Source organism: Bacillus cereus group sp. MYBK220-1 (assembly GCF_051916445.1).
Lineage (GTDB): Bacteria > Bacillota > Bacilli > Bacillales > Bacillaceae_G > Bacillus_A > Bacillus_A cereus.
Genome location: NZ_JBQAGQ010000010.1, coordinates 156,924 through 173,121 on the forward strand (window position 1 = coordinate 156,924; position 16,198 = coordinate 173,121).

Here is a 16,198-nt window from a genome sequence, read left to right on the forward strand (position 1 = left end):
AAAGTTGGTCTTTATGACAAATTGGGTGGTACCGCGAAGTTTAACCTTTCGTCCCTTTATGGATGAAAGGTTTTTTTGTATTTAAATATATCAGCAAAGGAGAATTTCACTATGGAAAACACATTAGTAAAAAGTCTGTATAGAGATACAGATAAATACGCAGGTCAAACAGTACAAGTATCAGGGTGGATTCGTAACTTACGTGATTCAAAAGCATTTGGTTTCATCGAATTAAACGACGGTAGCTTCTTCAAAAGCGTTCAAATCGTTTTCGATACAGAATTAGATAACTTCAAAGAAATTGCAAAACTTCCACTTAGCTCTTCAGTTAAAGTAGAAGGTAAAGTAATTGCAACGCCTGGAGCGAAGCAACCATTTGAAATTAAAGCAGAAAAAATTGATATCGAGGGCTTATCAGATTCTGATTACCCACTTCAAAAGAAGCGTCATACGTTTGAATACTTACGTACAATCGCTCACTTACGTCCAAGAACAAATGCATTCTCTGCAACGTTCCGCGTACGTTCTATCGCAGCATTTGCGATTCACCAATTCTTCCAAGAGCGTGGATTCGTACATGTTCACACTCCAATCATCACTGGTAGTGATACAGAAGGTGCAGGCGAAATGTTCCGCGTAACAACGCAAGATTTAAACAACGTACCAAAAGGCGAAGACGGACAAGTTGATGAAACAAAAGACTTCTTCGGCAAAGAAACAAACTTAACAGTAAGTGGACAGCTGAACGCTGAAGCTTATGCATTAGCATTCCGTGATGTATACACATTCGGACCTACATTCCGTGCAGAAAACTCAAACACAACTCGCCACGCTGCCGAGTTCTGGATGGTTGAGCCTGAGATTGCATTCGCTGAACTAGGTGACGTAATGAACCTTACAGAAGATATGCTGAAATATGCAATGAAATACGTATTAGAGCATGCACCAGAAGAAATGGAATTCTTCAACAGCTTCGTTGATAAAACAGTTCTAGAGCGTATGAACAACGTAATCAACTCTGACTTCGGTCGCATCACTTATACAGAAGCAATTAAAGTACTTCAAGAATCAGGTGCTGACTTCAAATACCCAGTAGAATGGGGAATTGACTTACAAACAGAGCACGAAAGATACTTATCAGAAGAAATCTTCAAACGCCCTGTATTCGTAACTGACTATCCGAAAGACATTAAAGCATTCTACATGCGTTTGAATGAAGACGGTAAAACAGTAGCTGCTACTGACCTTCTAGTTCCTGGCATCGGCGAATTAATCGGCGGAAGTCAACGTGAAGAAAGAATGGACGTTTTAGTAGACAGAATTAAAGAATTAGGTATGAACGAAGAGGACTACTGGTGGTACTTAGAACTTAGAAAATACGGCGGTACAAAACACGCTGGATTCGGTCTAGGTTTCGAGCGCTTCCTAATGTACATCACTGGCATGGCTAACATCCGTGACGTAATTCCATTCCCAAGAACTCCAGGTTCTTCTGAGTTCTAAAATATGAAAAAAGCGAGAGGATTTCCTCTCGCTTTTTATTTTGTATAGTTTATTCTCCTGTAGCAAAAAGTAACGCGAAGGGGTGAATATAAATGAGTAAAAAAGTGAAAAAAGATCATTCGAGATCGGGCCTAGGTTCTCCAGAAGTAGAAGGACAAGGAACGACAACACATGAAACAGGTTCTCATAAAGTATCTTCATCTAATAAGAAGCAGAAACAAAGCTAACATAAAAAGGAGAGTCTTGGCGACTCTCCTTTTTATGTGTTACATCTTTTTATCATGAATCTCTTTTGTAATGTTATCTACATCCTTGTCTAATCGATCGAAATAGAAAAACCACATTGAGACTCCCACGACTAAAGTCGCAAGCCCTAATCCTTACGGATTGACGGGTGGGATTCTTGAATGACTAAACGTTCGCAGTCCATTTCTGTTTTGAACAGACTTCAAGATGAGGGCATCTCATTGCCCCTCCTAAGACAGTGCGTATAGCATCTTAGGCTGATTGACTGTTACCATCAATCACAGTTGCGTAGCGAATATTCATCGCCCCAACAATATCACGATGTTTCTCAAATCCACATCGGCACTTGTATTTTCTGTCTGGTGCTTTGTTCTTTTCAGAACATTTCGGACATGTTTGACTTGTATAAGCAGGGTTCACATATTCTACCTTAATACCAACTAAATTCGCTTTGTATTCAATGAATTGTGCTAAACGATAGAATGACCAAGTGTGTAGATTTTTCTCGTTTTTACGGCTTGTTCTTGCCGTCTGTCTAATATTCGTTAGTTGTTCTAAACGAATAACAGAAATGTTATTATCGGTTGCAAAGTCAATGATTTCACGACTTACTTTGTGGTCTTGGTCTTGCATCCATCTTTGTTCTTTATCATCAAGTTGTCGAATGGCATTTAATTTCTTATTTTCACCTAACTTCTTACGAACACTACGAAACTTACGTTTCATATATTTGTTTTGTCTACCATTGCCGAAGAAACGAACTTTCTCATCGTCTGTGATGGCTACCGCAGGGACTTTAAGACCTAAATCTACCCCTAAAATCTTTGTTCCTGTTTTTTCATTTGTAGGAATTGTGACAGATATTTGAGCAATCCACTTATTAGATTTCTTCGTGATACGAAGTGTACCTAACTTGTGTGTTAACAAATTAAAATTGCGATTATATTTATCAGTTAATAAAGCACGAACCTTTAAGTGAGTTGATTTTCCATTTACCATGAGTGGAACTGAAATGTGCGTGAAGTCAAACGAATAGTTTTGATTGTTCCATACACAAACAGGTCTCTTTAGAATCGGAATAACTTTGTATTTACTTTTTTTCACCTTTGTAGAAAACACACTTTTAGCGTCTTTAATTGCTTGGTTCTTCACTGCGCTTGGAAGATTCGCTTCAACATCTTTTGTACTTTTCTTAGTGCCCTTCTTCGCTTCAGCCATTTCAGATACAAGTGTATTAATGACTTTGATATACTCATAGCTACTTTGTTCCAATAACTGAATTTGTTCTTTTGTTGGAAGCAATTTAACTTTGACTGTGATTGTTTGTGACACAATTTTCACCCCCTCGTCTTTTGATTTTCAACATACTGTTTAATTGTCTCAGTCGATACATTTCCAGCAGTAGAAACAAAATAGGAACGTGTCCATAGACTTGGCAAGTGTTGAAGATGAGGAAACTCTCCTCTCAAACGCTTCGATGTCACTCCTTTAATTTTCGCCATTGTGTCAGCAGGACTAAGTGTTGGTAGTGTATTTAAGAACAAGTGAACGTGGTCTTTGTCGCATTCCATTGCGACAATAGCAACATCCATTTCTCCGCATATTTCTTGAACCAACTCTTTGAAACGTTCTTCTACTTTTGTGTTAAGAAAAATCTTTCTTCTGTATCGCGGGCAAAACACAAAATGGTAGTTAATTAATGACACAGTTGTTTTGGTTCTTCTATAATCATTTATCATATTCACATTGTATCAGTTTTACTTTTAAACTACACCACAAAAGATACCAATATTTTGAATACTTAAAGTACCACAAACTTAGCGATTTTTAGTGGTACTCCGTATCCAACCTCACTTTCATCCCATGCCTAAAGGCGATGGGCTTTCCCGTTCGGAAAGGGCTGTAATAGATGGCCATCACGCCAAGATTATCAGATATATTTTCAAATGTAGATTTAGTAGTGAAAAAAGCTCCCCAAATGGTAGAAATAGTGAAGTAAGAAAGTGGGCCTACGATGTGTACGAAAACATATAATATCTTTTTAACTTTTACAGCGTTCATATGAAATACCTTCTTTTTCTAATCATACATTCAAGTTCCTCACAGAAGTGTTGTAGTTTTGCTGGATTATGTATTAACAAGCGGGCATCGTGTTTCCCGATAAATCTTCGAATCCGAAAGTTTAATAAGAAAGATCGACCATAACGCTCTATTAAATCGTTGAACGCTCGTTGTTCACTTAGTAGCTGAATGTTTTCTCTAATTTCGAACTGTCTTTCATGTGGATCACCTAGTAAAATATTTAGAATCATTTGTAGAAGTAGCAATGTAGATCTCCTCCTATGTTAGAATAATCTGTATATTGTAATTATAACAAAACTATAAGGACAATAGTAGGATGAAACAAAAACAGGAGTTTGTAGGCTCCTGTTTTTGTCGATACTATTTTAATAAGCGAAATGCCTTCTCTGTATTAGCGAAATGCAGTTTCACAAACTCAGGTAATCGTTCTTTACCAAGCTTTTGAATTAATTTAGCAGCGGCGATATCAACTTGTTTACCGGCACCTTTTGGCAGCGGCATACCAGCTTTTTTACTTAGTTCGTTAAATTGTTTTACGAATGAGTAACGAGCTAAAATGGAGGCGGCGGCTACTGCTAAATGGACGCTTTCGCCTTTCGTTGCGAAGTAAACATTTTCACGTTGTACCTGTTTTTGTTTTGCTAAATATTTGTAGTATGTATCAGGCTGTGTGAATTGGTCGATTAAGACGCCTTCAGGTTTTGTAGGTGCCATTTTAGCTAATAAGTTTGTAATAGCTTTATTATGTAGCAAAGCTTTTAGTTTACCTTGGTTGTTTCCTTTATCAAATAGCTCGTTATATTTTTCGTTATGAAGAACGAGAGAGCTGTAAGGAACAACGTGAAGAAGTTGTTTCGCAATGGCAGTAATTTGTTCGTCATTTAAGTTTTTAGAGTCTTTTACACCAAGTTCTTTTAGTAGTGGAATTTGCTTCGCATCCACATATACAGCAACGACTGTCATCGGCCCGAAGAAATCACCAGTACCCACTTCATCTGACCCTACGATAGACATTGTACCGATGGAAGCAGGCGGTGCATAACGGTGTGAATCGACAGATTTTTTTACAGCTGTTTTTGGAGTTTGGAAGACAGTTTGCCAACGGGCAGCTTCTGCTTCAGCACGTCCACCTTGGAACATTACTTTTCCGGATTTATACGCTGTAATTGTGCAAGATGGCACCTTTGCCATGAAGATCCCGCCTTGCGGAGTTTTCGGGCTAAGCGAGTGTTTATATTGTTGTTTCATGTCTTCAATTACTGTAGAATTTGTTTGAATTACGATAGAATTTGACATAATGGTCGCCCCTTTTTTTATATTGTTATTTTTATCATATCGGATTGTTCTTTCTGTTTCCATATTATGAAGGTTCATGGTATGATAAACTTTAGGATTCTGTACGTGATTGGAGGCCGGTGAGTTGTCACAACAAAAGGGAAAGAAAAGTCGAATTAATGTAGAAATCTATGGTCAGCAATATTCAGTTGTTGGCGATGAAAGTACAAGTCATATCCGCATGGTAGCAGCGATTGTGGATGATAAAATGCGCGAACTCAATGCCAAGAATCCTTCGCTTGACACGAGTAGACTAGCGGTATTGACGGCGGTAAACGTCATACACGATTACATAAAATTAAAAGAAGAACATGAGAAATTGAAAGAAAGTATGACAAAAAAAGGAATGGAATAACATGATTGATATTATTATCATTTTACTGCTTGTTATGGGATTTTTCCTCGGCTTACGCAGAGGGTTTATTCTGCAACTTGTAAAGTTAACAAGCTTTATTATCGCATACCTTGTTGCATACTGGTACTGTAAAGATTTAGCGCCAGCACTTGCGAAATTTATTCCGTATCCATTTGATAAAAACGTATCTGTTCCAGAATGGATTGATGCAAATAATATTGAGACAGTATTTTATCAAGCGCTTGCGTTTATCATATTGTTTATTATCACTAAAATTGCACTTTCATTACTTGGTAATTTGTTAAATATGTTTGCAGAAATACCGGTTTTAAAGCAAGTAAATGCGTTTGCGGGGGCAATCCTCGGATTTTTAGAAGTATATATTATTTTGTTTGTCTTAATTATCATTGGGAACATTCTTCCGATTGAACAAGTACAAACACCATTACAACAATCATCAATTAGCAAAATAATTGTAGACGATACACCGATTCTCTCTGAAAAGGTGAAGGAACTATGGCAGACAGGTAGCAGAGTATAACTTCTCTTTTTTCGGAAAGAGAAGTTTTTTTCTATGAAAGAAAGGCGGGACAATGATGAAAGTAAATAAAAAACAAGTGATCAAATTATTAGAGACAATCGGGCTTTTTATGGAATTAAAGGGCGCGAATCCATTTAAAATATCTGCATTTCGTAAAGCGGCAGCAGCGTTAGAAAGTGATGATCGTAGTCTTTCTGAAATTGAAGATTTCACAAAGATTCCAGGCATCGGAAAAGGAACAGCAGCCGTTATTCAAGAATATATAGAATCGGGAACATCTGAAGTATTACAAGAACTTGAAAAAGAAGTACCAAGTAGCTTATTGCCGTTATTAAAACTACCAGGACTTGGTGGTAAGAAGGTAGCTAAGTTATATAAAGAACTTGGTGTTGTTGATATGGAATCGCTAAAAGCTGTTTGTGAGGAAAATAAAGTACAAGCTTTAGCAGGTTTCGGTAAGAAGACAGAAGAGAAAATATTAGAAGCAATCGATCAAGTAGGCTCTCGTCCAGAGCGTTTACCAATTGCGATGGTATTGCCTATTGCCGGGGAAATAGAGGAGAAATTGTCGAATATTGCTGAAGTAATTCGTTTCTCTCGCGCTGGTAGTTTGCGCCGTGTTCGTGAAACAGTGAAAGATTTAGATTTTATCATTGCAACGACAGAACCAGCAGCGGTACGTGAGCATTTACTACAATTTGATAATATGATTGAAGTAATAGCAAGTGGAGATACGAAAGTTTCTGTCCGTCTTCAATATGAATATGATATTTCAATTGATTTCCGTTTAGTAAAACCAGAAGAGTTTATTACAACTCTTCACCATTTCACAGGATCAAAAGACCATAATGTAAAAATGCGTCAAATCGCAAAAGATAAAGGCGAGAAAATTAGTGAGTACGGTGTAGAGAACTTGGAAACAGGTGAAGTGAAAACATTTGAGACGGAAGAAGACTTCTTTGCTCATTTCGGTTTGCCATTTATTCCGCCAGAAGTGCGTGAAGATGGAAAAGAAATTGAATTAATTAAAGAGTATCCGAACTTAATTCAGTTTTCCGATATACAAGGTGATTTACATATGCATACAACTTGGAGTGACGGTGCTTTTTCTATTGAAGAAATGGTACAAGCGTGCCGTGCTCGTGGATATAAGTTTATGGCGATTACTGATCACTCGCAATATTTGAAAGTGGCGAACGGTTTAACGAAAGAGCGTCTTCGTGAGCAAGCGAAAGAAATTGAACGTATGAATGAAAAGTATCCAGACATTACAATTTTACGCGGAATTGAAATGGACATTTTACCAGATGCCTCGCTTGATTTTGATGATGAAGTATTAGCAGAATTAGATTATGTCATTGGAGCGATTCACTCTAGCTTCTCACAAGACCGTGAAACGATTATGAAGCGTCTACGTACTGCACTTGAGAATAAACATGTCACAATGATTGCCCATCCTACAGGACGTCTTCTCGGGCGTCGTGAGGGTTATGATGTAGATACAGATTTATTAATTGAACTAGCAAAAGAGACAAATACAGTTTTAGAATTAAATGCGAATCCGAACCGTCTAGATTTAAGCGCGAAATTATTAAAACAAGCACAAGATGCTGGTGTGAAAGTAGCGATTAATACGGATGCTCATACGCTTGAAATGTTAGAAGATATGGAAACAGGTGTAGCAGCAGCACGTAAAGGTTGGATTCAAAAAGATAACGTGATTAACACGTGGGATATTGAACGTTTATTAGACTATATTAAACGTAATAAGTAATACAAGGGGGACCTGCAACATGTTAGAAAGAACGTTGCGTGTATTAGAATACAATAAAGTAAAAGAACAATTACTTGAACATACAGCATCTTCACTTGGTCGTGACAAAGTGAAGCATTTAGTGCCGAGCACTGATTTTGAAGAAATTGTAGAAATGCAAGATACAACGGATGAAGCAGCGAAAGTTATTCGTTTAAAAGGTAGTGCACCATTAGGTGGTATTACGGATATTCGCTCAAATGTGAAGCGTGCAAAAATTGGGAGTATGTTAAGTCCAAATGAATTACTTGATATTGCAAATACGATGTATGGTAGTCGTAATATGAAACGCTTCATTGAAGATATGGCTGATAACGGTGTCGAGCTTCCGATTTTAGAAACTCACGTCGCTCAAATTGTATCTTTATACGATTTAGAAAAGAAAATTACAAATTGCATCGGTGACGGCGGTGAAGTAGTCGATAGCGCAAGTGATAAACTGCGTGGTATTCGTACTCAAATTCGTACTGCGGAAAGCCGTATTCGTGAAAAGCTAGAAAATATGACGCGTTCTTCAAACGCGCAAAAGATGCTGTCTGACTCGATTGTAACGATTCGTAACGAACGTTACGTAATCCCAGTAAAACAAGAATACCGCGGCGTATATGGCGGTATTGTTCACGATCAATCTGCTTCTGGACAAACGTTATTTATTGAACCACAAGTAATTGTAGAATTAAATAATGCACTACAAGAAGCACGAGTGAAAGAAAAACAAGAAATTGAACGCATCTTATTAATGTTAACAGAAGAAGTAGCAGTAGAAGCCGATATCGTTTTATCAAACGTAGAAGTAGTTGCAAATCTTGATTTTATCTTTGCGAAAGCTTTTTATGCGAAACGAATTAAAGCAACGAAACCAATCGTAAATAACGAGCGTTATATGGATTTAAGACAAGCTCGACATCCGCTAATCGATCCAGAAATAATCGTGCCAAATAACATTATGTTAGGGAAAGATTTCACGACAATTGTTATTACAGGACCGAATACAGGTGGTAAAACAGTTACGCTGAAAACAGTTGGTATTTGTGTGTTAATGGCGCAATCTGGCCTTCACATTCCAGTAATGGATGAGTCAGAGATTTGTGTATTCAAAAATATCTTTGCTGATATCGGTGATGAGCAATCGATTGAACAGAGTTTAAGTACGTTCTCCTCACATATGGTGAACATCGTTGATATTTTAGAAAAAGCTGATTTTGAAAGCTTAGTTTTATTCGATGAATTAGGTGCTGGAACAGACCCACAAGAAGGGGCTGCACTTGCCATTTCAATTTTAGATGAAGTATGTAATCGCGGTGCTCGCGTTGTTGCAACGACGCATTATCCAGAATTAAAAGCATACGGATATAACCGTGAACAAGTTATTAATGCGAGTGTTGAGTTTGATGTGAACACGTTAAGCCCAACGTATAAATTATTAATCGGTGTACCAGGACGTAGTAATGCCTTTGAAATTTCGAAACGTCTTGGATTATCTGATCGCGTCATTGACCAAGCACGTAACCACATTAGTACAGATACGAATAAAATTGAAAATATGATTGCGAAGTTAGAAGAAAGCCAGAAGAACGCAGAGCGTGACTGGAACGAAGCAGAAGCGCTTCGCAAACAATCTGAGAAACTTCATCGTGAGTTGCAACGTCAAATTATTGAATTTAACGAAGATCGCGACGAACGATTATTAAAAGCGCAAAAAGAAGGGGAAGAAAAAGTCGAAGCTGCAAAGAAAGAAGCAGAAGGCATTATTCAAGAACTTCGTCAATTGCGTAAAGCACAGCTTGCAAATGTGAAAGACCACGAGCTAATTGAAGCGAAGAGTCGTCTAGAAGGCGCAGCGCCAGAGCTTGTTAAGAAACAAAAAGTAAATGTGAAAAATACTGCACCGAAACAACAGTTACGTGCAGGTGATGAAGTGAAAGTATTAACGTTCGGTCAAAAAGGTCAACTACTTGAAAAAGTAAGCGATACAGAGTGGAGCGTACAAATCGGTATTCTGAAGATGAAAGTGAAAGAATCTAATATGGAATACATTAACACACCGAAGCAAACAGAGAAAAAAGCAGTTGCAACGGTAAAAGGTAGAGACTATCATGTTTCATTAGAACTTGACCTTCGTGGTGAACGATTTGAAAATGCAATGGCGCGCGTTGAGAAATACTTAGACGATGCCCAGCTTGCAAGCTATCCTCGCGTATCAATCATTCACGGTAAAGGGACAGGAGCACTTCGCCAAGGTGTACAAGATTACTTGAAGAAGCATCGCGGTGTAAAAACCTTCCGTTACGGTGACATGGGCGAGGGAGGCCTAGGCGTAACAGTTGTCGAATTAAAATAGAAAACAACGAAACAAAGGGGAAACCATTATATGTTTATGGACAAACTTGCAAAAGTATTGTTAGCTTGTTGTGGAATATTTTTGGTGATTGGGGTTATTTATTTAGTTGTTTTTGCGAAGTGAAAAAGCGTCAATCGTGGCAGAATGATATTGCCATAGATTGACGCTTTTAATATATGTGAAAAGGAATAGAACATGAAAATCAACCAATACATAAGCGAAGCAAAATCATGCTCAAGACGTGAAACAGACCGCCTTATTAAAGCTGGACGCGTGGCTATTAATGGCGAAATATGTACGCACGGTGCACTTGTGAGCGATGGTGATGTTGTAACGATTGATGGACAGGTTATTGCGAAAGAAGAGAAAGAAAAGGTGTATATCGCATTCCATAAACCAGTCGGAATTACTTGTACAGCAGCCGATCATATTGAAGATAATATTATTGATTATATCAATTACCCAGAGCGAATCTTTCCAGTTGGGCGATTAGATAAAGCATCGGAAGGACTTATCTTATTAACGAATGACGGCGGCATTGCGAATCAAATTTTACACGGTGATCATGAGCACGAGAAAGAATATGTTGTCACAGTCGATAAACCTTTTACGGACTGGTTTATTAATGAGATGTCCAGCGGTGTAAAGATTAAAGATGGAATGACGAAGCCGTGCAAAGTGACAAGAGTCGATCAATCAACATTTCGTATCGTTTTAACGCAAGGAATGAACAGGCAAATTCGTAGAATGAGTCGTGCTTTCGGATTTACTGTAATAAAGCTAAAGCGAGTACGCATTATGAATATAGAGCTAAATGAGCTTGAAGTTGGAAAGTGGCGGAGCGTTACAGCTGAAGAGTTAGAAATTTTAATAGGGCAGTTATAGGGAGGAAAAATTTTCTCCCTATATTTTTTGTCAGAAAAAATAAAACTATTGATTTTTTAAAAAATAGCCCATATAATAAAAAACAACAAGTTTCGACAAGATATTTTATAAAAGTAATGATGAGGACATGAGTTGTATTTTACGATTCTCAGAGAGGGAAGCCTTAGGCTGTGAGCTTCCTAATACGAAAAGACAAGCTTACCACCTCTAAACTTCAAGAGTGAACTGCATACATGATGCATTGTAATTCTTGGCGGATAAAACCGTTATCAATTTACACGAGCTATAAAATGAGCTTATTTCGTTATGAATTCATTTTATTAGAATAAGGGTGGAACCACGATTTCAACACTCGTCCCTTTGTTAGGGACGGGTGTTTTTTGCGTTCTTTTACGGGGAAGTATGCTTGAAAGAGGATATGTGACGGATTTTAATTCAGAATATTTTGTTAATTTATTATTTTAGGAGGTTAGTAGAAATGAAATCATCTTTAAAGTTTTCGGAGATGTTTGCAATAAGTTTAATGTTATTTGCACTGTTTTTTGGTGCAGGTAATATGATTTTTCCACCAGCGTTAGGGCAAGGTGCTGGAACGGACGTATGGATCGCGCTGTTTGGTTTTATCGTAACAGGCGTTGGACTACCTTTATTAGGAGTAATTGTTATAGCTTTAAAGGGAGATATTAATGAGCTAGCAGGACGTGTACATCCTATATTCGCACTTGTTTTTATCACTGCAATTTATTTATGTTTAGGCGTATTCGTAAGTGTACCGCGTACAGGAACAGTAGCTTATGAGATGAGTGTTGCACCGTTTTTACCAAGTGAGATAGCTGGTCAGTCATATCCACTTGTTATCTTTACACTTATTTTCTTTGCAGTCACTTTCTATTTAGCTTTAAATCCTTCGAAATTAGTGGGTCGTATTGGTAAGGTGCTAACTCCAATATTATTAGCTGTTATTGCAATTATCGTAGGTAAAGCACTTATTACACCAATTGGAGAATTTGGTGCACCGACAGAAGCGTATAGTGCTCCTCTCTTTAAAGGATTTATTGATGGATATTTAACTTTAGATGGACTTGCAGCACTGGTATTCGGAAATGTTGTAATTCATGCGTTAAAAGAAAAAGGAATTACAAATAAAAACAGTATTGCAAAAGTAACAATCTTTGCAGGATTTATTGCAGCGCTTGGTCTACTACTTGTGTATTTAGCACTTGCTTATCTTGGAGCCTCTAGTGTGTCACTTGGAATGGGCGCAAACGGAGGAATTATTTTAACAAATGTCGTGAATCATTTATTTGGTAGCTACGGAACTTTATTACTAGGGATCGCAATTACAGCAGCATGTTTAACAACTTCTGTAGGTATTGTTGCAGCTTGTGGTGATTACTTCTCTTCCTTATTACCAAAGCTTTCTTATCAAAAAGTCGTTTTCATTTTCTGTGTATTAGCATTTATGGTAGCAAACCTTGGGTTAACTCAGTTAAATGCATTAGCATTACCAATCTTAATCGCAATTTATCCAATTGGAATCGTACTTATCGTATTATCACTTGTTGAAAACTACGTTCGTCTTCCATTAGCGATGTATGTGGGCGGGATTGTAGGAGCATTTGCAATAAGTTTCTTTGATGGATTACACAATGCAAACCTTCAAATTGCAGCGCTAGCACCTATTTTAGATAAGATTCCATTATATAGTGTAGGAATTGGTTGGTTAGTTCCAGGCATAATCGGTATAGGATTTGGTTATATAGTTTCTAAGTTTCAAAAGCAGGAAATTGCTGTAGAAAAATAGAGAAAAGAGGCTTTCTATAATAGAAAGTCTCTTTTTTTGTAAAAAAAGCCGCATATAGAGAAATTTAGATATTAAAAATTTTATACGTAATATAGTTGACAAAAAATTTATGAGTAGGCTAAGATTGACTTAGTTGTGGAAATATTGGAAGGGAAGTGAGGGAAACGGGGTTTCTATAACTATAGTGTTGTTATGGGAAGAGGTGAAAGAAGAGGAGAAGAGAAAGTTTATTTTTTTTGACTTACATTGAGAATGATAATCAATAAATACGTTTTATAATTTTTTCTCAGTTTCTATGCCTTCGTATAAGGAATAGGGTGAGATATTATTTTTAATATCCAATGAGAATGATAATCAATAACGCTTATGTTACATAAAAGAATGCTAATTAAATCATAGGTAGAAGAGATTATTTTTTTCTTATGAATTGAGAATAATTATCATTTTCGGAAAAAGTGAAATGAAAGATAACCAAGGAGGAAACAAGAAAAATGAAAAAGGTTTCTGTATTACCCGCTTTTATTATAACGTTCGTATGTATGCTAGCTTTTCTTGTAATGCCATACGGCAATGCTTCAGCAAAACTAGCTGATGGTACTTACAATATTAATTACGTAATTCAAAAAGCGGAAAATGATTCAGCTTCAATGGCAAATGACTATTTTGAAAAGCCGGCAAAATTAATAGTGAAAAACGGTGAGATGAGAGTACAAGTTCCGATGAATCATAGTGCTTGGATTACAGAATTTAAAGCACCAGAGAACGGAAATTTTGTTGATGCGAAAGTTGTTAATAAAGATGAATCGGCAGATAAAAGAACAGTAGAGTTTAAAGTAGATGATTTATCCAAACCGGCAGCTGTAAAAATTCATGTTGTTGTACCAAGTGCAAACTATGACCACCACTACACAATTCGTTTTGCTTTTGATGCAAATGTAAAAGCTGTAGGTGGCGATAATGGCGTAGCTGCTACAACAAAAAATAATGATCAAGCGAAAACAGATACACAAGTAAAAGAAGAGAAAACAAAAGTAGAGAGTAAGGAAACAGCTAAAGAAGTGAATAAAGAAACAAAAAATGAAAATGGAAAAGCTGAAAAAACAGATAACCCAAAAACAGGCGATGAAGCACGTATTGGATTGTTTGCAGTGTTAATTCTTATTTCAGGTGCTTTCTTAATTCGTAAAGTGAAATTGAGTAAATAAATCTTTTGAAGGGTGATGAATATATGTTTAAACAATTTAAAATGATTATTGCCGTATTTGCTGTTTTATTTACATTTATCGCAACACTAGGTTTACAAGATGCAAAGGCTGCTACAAAACTAGCTGATGGAAAATATAATATTGCTTTTACTGTATGGAAAGGCGATAAAGATGAATCGTCTAGAATGAATAGTTATTTTGAAAGCCCAGCAACATTAACAGTTAAAAATGGAAAACAATATGTTTCATTTAAAGTGAAAGATAGTGCTTCTATTAAAAGTTTCCAAGTAGAAAAAGATGGTCAATTTGTAGAAACAACCGTGTTAAGTGAAAACAAAAAAGATAATACTAGAGTTGTAGAATTTGAAGTTGCTGACTTGTCAAAAAAACTAAATGGCAAGGTGAAAATTAATATTCCAATTATTAATTATAATGCTTCGTATGATATTCGCTTTGTATTTGATGGGAACAGTATTAAATAATTTTCAAAAGGGAGAGTCGTTCCATTGAACAGGTATACAAAAATTATTGTTGCTATGTTTTTAATGATATTTACATTCGTATCAACATTACAACCACTTGCAGTTCAAGCAGCTACCAAGTTGGCTGACGGTGAATATTCAATTGGCTTCAAAGTTTTAAAAGATACATCAGATGAAGAATCGATGATGAATCAATATTCAGTAAGTCCGGGAACTTTAAAAGTGAAGGATGGGAAAAAGAAAGTATCCTTTACATTAACAAATAGTTCATGGATTACGAAATTTGAAACAGAAAAAGCAGGTAAGCTAGTTGCGACAAATGTAATTAGTGAAGATAAAGAAAAAGATACAAGAGTAGTAGAATTTGATGTAGAAGATGTAGAGAAGGTATTAAATGCAAAAGTAAAAGTAGATATTGATTTTTTAAATTATCATCATGAGTACGACGTTCGTATTGCATTTGATCAAAATAGCATTACACCAATTCATGTAGAAAAACCAAATGAAAAAGAGGACCCAGCTAATAAGCCAGATCCAAATGAAACTACCGATCCAGGTCAGAAGCCCGACCAAAAGCCTGACCCAGATCAACAACCAAATTCTAACACAATTACAGATGGTGCGTACAGCATTCCATTTAAAGTGTTAAAAGATCAAACAGATGAAGAATCTAAGATGAATAGTTACATGGTAAATCCAGGAGTATTAAAAGTAGAAAACGGTAAGAAAAAAGCAATTGTAACACTAAAAAGTAGCTCATTAATTAAAAATTTCCAAACGGAAAAAGATGGCGCATTTGTTGATGCAAAAGTAGTGAGTGAGGATAAGGAAAAAGATACAAGAGTAGTAGAGTTTGAAGTAAACGATTTATCTAAAAAACTAAATACAAAAGTATTTATCGAAATGGCATCAAGAAATTATAAGCAAATGCATGATGTACAACTTTTATTTGAACAAGATAAACTTGAACAAATTAAAAATGAAGAGAAACAACCAGAAGTAGAAAAACCGGAAGCAGAAAAACCGGAAGCAGAAAAACCAGAAGTAGAAAAACCAGAAGTAGAAAAACCAGATGCTGAAACAATTAAAGATGGTGAATACAGCATCAATTTTAAGGCATTAAAAGATCAAACAGACGAAATTTCAATGATGAACACATATACAAAAAGTCCAGGTGTGCTAAAAGTAAAAGATGGTAAGAAGTATGTATCATTTACGTTAACGAACAGTTCTTGGATTACAAAATTTGAATTTGAGAAAAATAGTTCGTTTGTTGATGCAAATGTAATAAGTGAAGATAAAAAAACTGATACACGCGTAGTGGAAGTAGAAGTACCAGATTTATCGAAAAAGTTAAATGCAAAAGTAAAAGTAGATATCGATTCAATGAATTATCACCATTTTTACGATATTCAATTTGCATTTGATAAAGGTAGCATTAAGCCGTTAGATAACCAAGGTGAAAACACCAACCAAGGTGGAAACACCAACCAAGGTGGAAACACCAACCAAGGTGGAAACACCAACCAAGGTGGAAACACCAACCAAGGTGAAAACACCAACCAAGGTGGAAACACCAACCAAGGTGAAAACACCAACCAAGGTG

The 16,198-nt window shown here is 36.5% G+C and carries 16 protein-coding genes and 2 other annotated features (1 of these 18 running past the window's edge); of the genes, 11 read left to right on the forward strand and 5 right to left on the reverse strand.

Annotated elements, in window-relative coordinates; translation table 11 throughout:
- Positions 1-59, forward strand: a binding site (T-box leader) (it extends 193 nt beyond the left edge of the window).
- A gap of 52 nt (positions 60-111) precedes the next feature.
- Together asnS and ACTFRU_RS26820 are read left to right on the forward strand one after the other, a co-directional pair.
- Positions 112-1,503 (forward strand): asparagine--tRNA ligase, encoded by a 1,392-nt coding sequence (asnS, locus tag ACTFRU_RS26815; RefSeq protein WP_102956007.1) that lies wholly within the window; start codon positions 112-114, stop codon positions 1,501-1,503.
- A gap of 92 nt (positions 1,504-1,595) precedes the next feature.
- Complete coding sequence (locus ACTFRU_RS26820) at positions 1,596-1,730, forward strand: YuzL family protein (protein WP_000039589.1); 135 nt, start codon at positions 1,596-1,598, stop codon at positions 1,728-1,730.
- Positions 1,731-2,001: 271 nt separating this feature from the next.
- Here ACTFRU_RS26820 and ACTFRU_RS26825 read toward each other — a convergent pair whose 3' ends face one another.
- From ACTFRU_RS26825 to rnhC, 5 genes are all read right to left on the reverse strand, one after another.
- Positions 2,002-3,081: an RNA-guided endonuclease InsQ/TnpB family protein gene (locus tag ACTFRU_RS26825; RefSeq protein WP_440037968.1), complete on the reverse strand. Its 1,080-nt coding sequence runs from the start codon at positions 3,079-3,081 to the stop codon at positions 2,002-2,004.
- 5 nt (positions 3,082-3,086) lie between these two features.
- Positions 3,087-3,488: an IS200/IS605 family transposase gene (gene tnpA / locus ACTFRU_RS26830; protein WP_000606465.1), complete on the reverse strand. Its 402-nt coding sequence runs from the start codon at positions 3,486-3,488 to the stop codon at positions 3,087-3,089.
- 88 nt (positions 3,489-3,576) lie between these two features.
- On the reverse strand, positions 3,577-3,810 hold the full coding sequence (locus ACTFRU_RS26835) for a hypothetical protein (protein WP_102956008.1): 234 nt from the start codon (positions 3,808-3,810) through the stop codon (positions 3,577-3,579).
- Positions 3,807-4,076, reverse strand: a complete 270-nt coding sequence (locus tag ACTFRU_RS26840) for a hypothetical protein (protein WP_086386097.1) — start codon at positions 4,074-4,076, stop codon at positions 3,807-3,809. The genes ACTFRU_RS26835 and ACTFRU_RS26840 overlap by 4 nt, the downstream gene beginning before the upstream one ends.
- Before the next feature lie 115 nt (positions 4,077-4,191).
- Positions 4,192-5,127, reverse strand: coding sequence for a ribonuclease HIII (gene rnhC, locus ACTFRU_RS26845; protein WP_088053825.1), 936 nt, complete (start codon positions 5,125-5,127; stop codon positions 4,192-4,194).
- Between the two features lie 124 nt (positions 5,128-5,251).
- Here rnhC and zapA point away from each other — a divergent pair, with 124 nt between their 5' ends.
- The 9 genes from zapA to ACTFRU_RS26890 form a co-directional block, all read left to right on the forward strand.
- Positions 5,252-5,521: a cell division protein ZapA gene (gene zapA, locus ACTFRU_RS26850; RefSeq protein WP_000082701.1), complete on the forward strand. Its 270-nt coding sequence runs from the start codon at positions 5,252-5,254 to the stop codon at positions 5,519-5,521.
- A 1-nt stretch (position 5,522) separates the two neighbouring features.
- Positions 5,523-6,062, forward strand: coding sequence for a CvpA family protein (locus ACTFRU_RS26855; RefSeq protein WP_097952023.1), 540 nt, complete (start codon positions 5,523-5,525; stop codon positions 6,060-6,062).
- A gap of 55 nt (positions 6,063-6,117) precedes the next feature.
- Positions 6,118-7,836: a DNA polymerase/3'-5' exonuclease PolX gene (gene polX / locus ACTFRU_RS26860; RefSeq protein WP_000867532.1), complete on the forward strand. Its 1,719-nt coding sequence runs from the start codon at positions 6,118-6,120 to the stop codon at positions 7,834-7,836.
- A gap of 19 nt (positions 7,837-7,855) precedes the next feature.
- Entirely contained in the window at positions 7,856-10,216 is a 2,361-nt protein-coding gene (locus ACTFRU_RS26865; protein WP_000893713.1) for an endonuclease MutS2, read from the forward strand.
- Positions 10,217-10,411: 195 nt separating this feature from the next.
- Positions 10,412-11,101: a 23S rRNA pseudouridine(2604) synthase RluF gene (locus tag ACTFRU_RS26870; protein ID WP_102956010.1), complete on the forward strand. Its 690-nt coding sequence runs from the start codon at positions 10,412-10,414 to the stop codon at positions 11,099-11,101.
- Positions 11,102-11,208: 107 nt separating this feature from the next.
- Positions 11,209-11,464, forward strand: a binding site (T-box leader).
- Positions 11,465-11,579: 115 nt separating this feature from the next.
- Complete coding sequence (brnQ6, locus tag ACTFRU_RS26875; protein WP_000842650.1) at positions 11,580-12,905, forward strand: branched-chain amino acid transport system II carrier protein BrnQ6; 1,326 nt, start codon at positions 11,580-11,582, stop codon at positions 12,903-12,905.
- Between the two features lie 491 nt (positions 12,906-13,396).
- Entirely contained in the window at positions 13,397-14,110 is a 714-nt protein-coding gene (isdC, locus tag ACTFRU_RS26880; protein WP_025690708.1) for a heme uptake protein IsdC, read from the forward strand.
- Between the two features lie 23 nt (positions 14,111-14,133).
- On the forward strand, positions 14,134-14,592 hold the full coding sequence (locus ACTFRU_RS26885) for an NEAT domain-containing protein (protein WP_000476164.1): 459 nt from the start codon (positions 14,134-14,136) through the stop codon (positions 14,590-14,592).
- Positions 14,593-14,616: 24 nt separating this feature from the next.
- The coding region (locus ACTFRU_RS26890) for an NEAT domain-containing protein (RefSeq protein WP_440037969.1) at positions 14,617-16,198 on the forward strand (1,582 nt) is incomplete at its 3' end.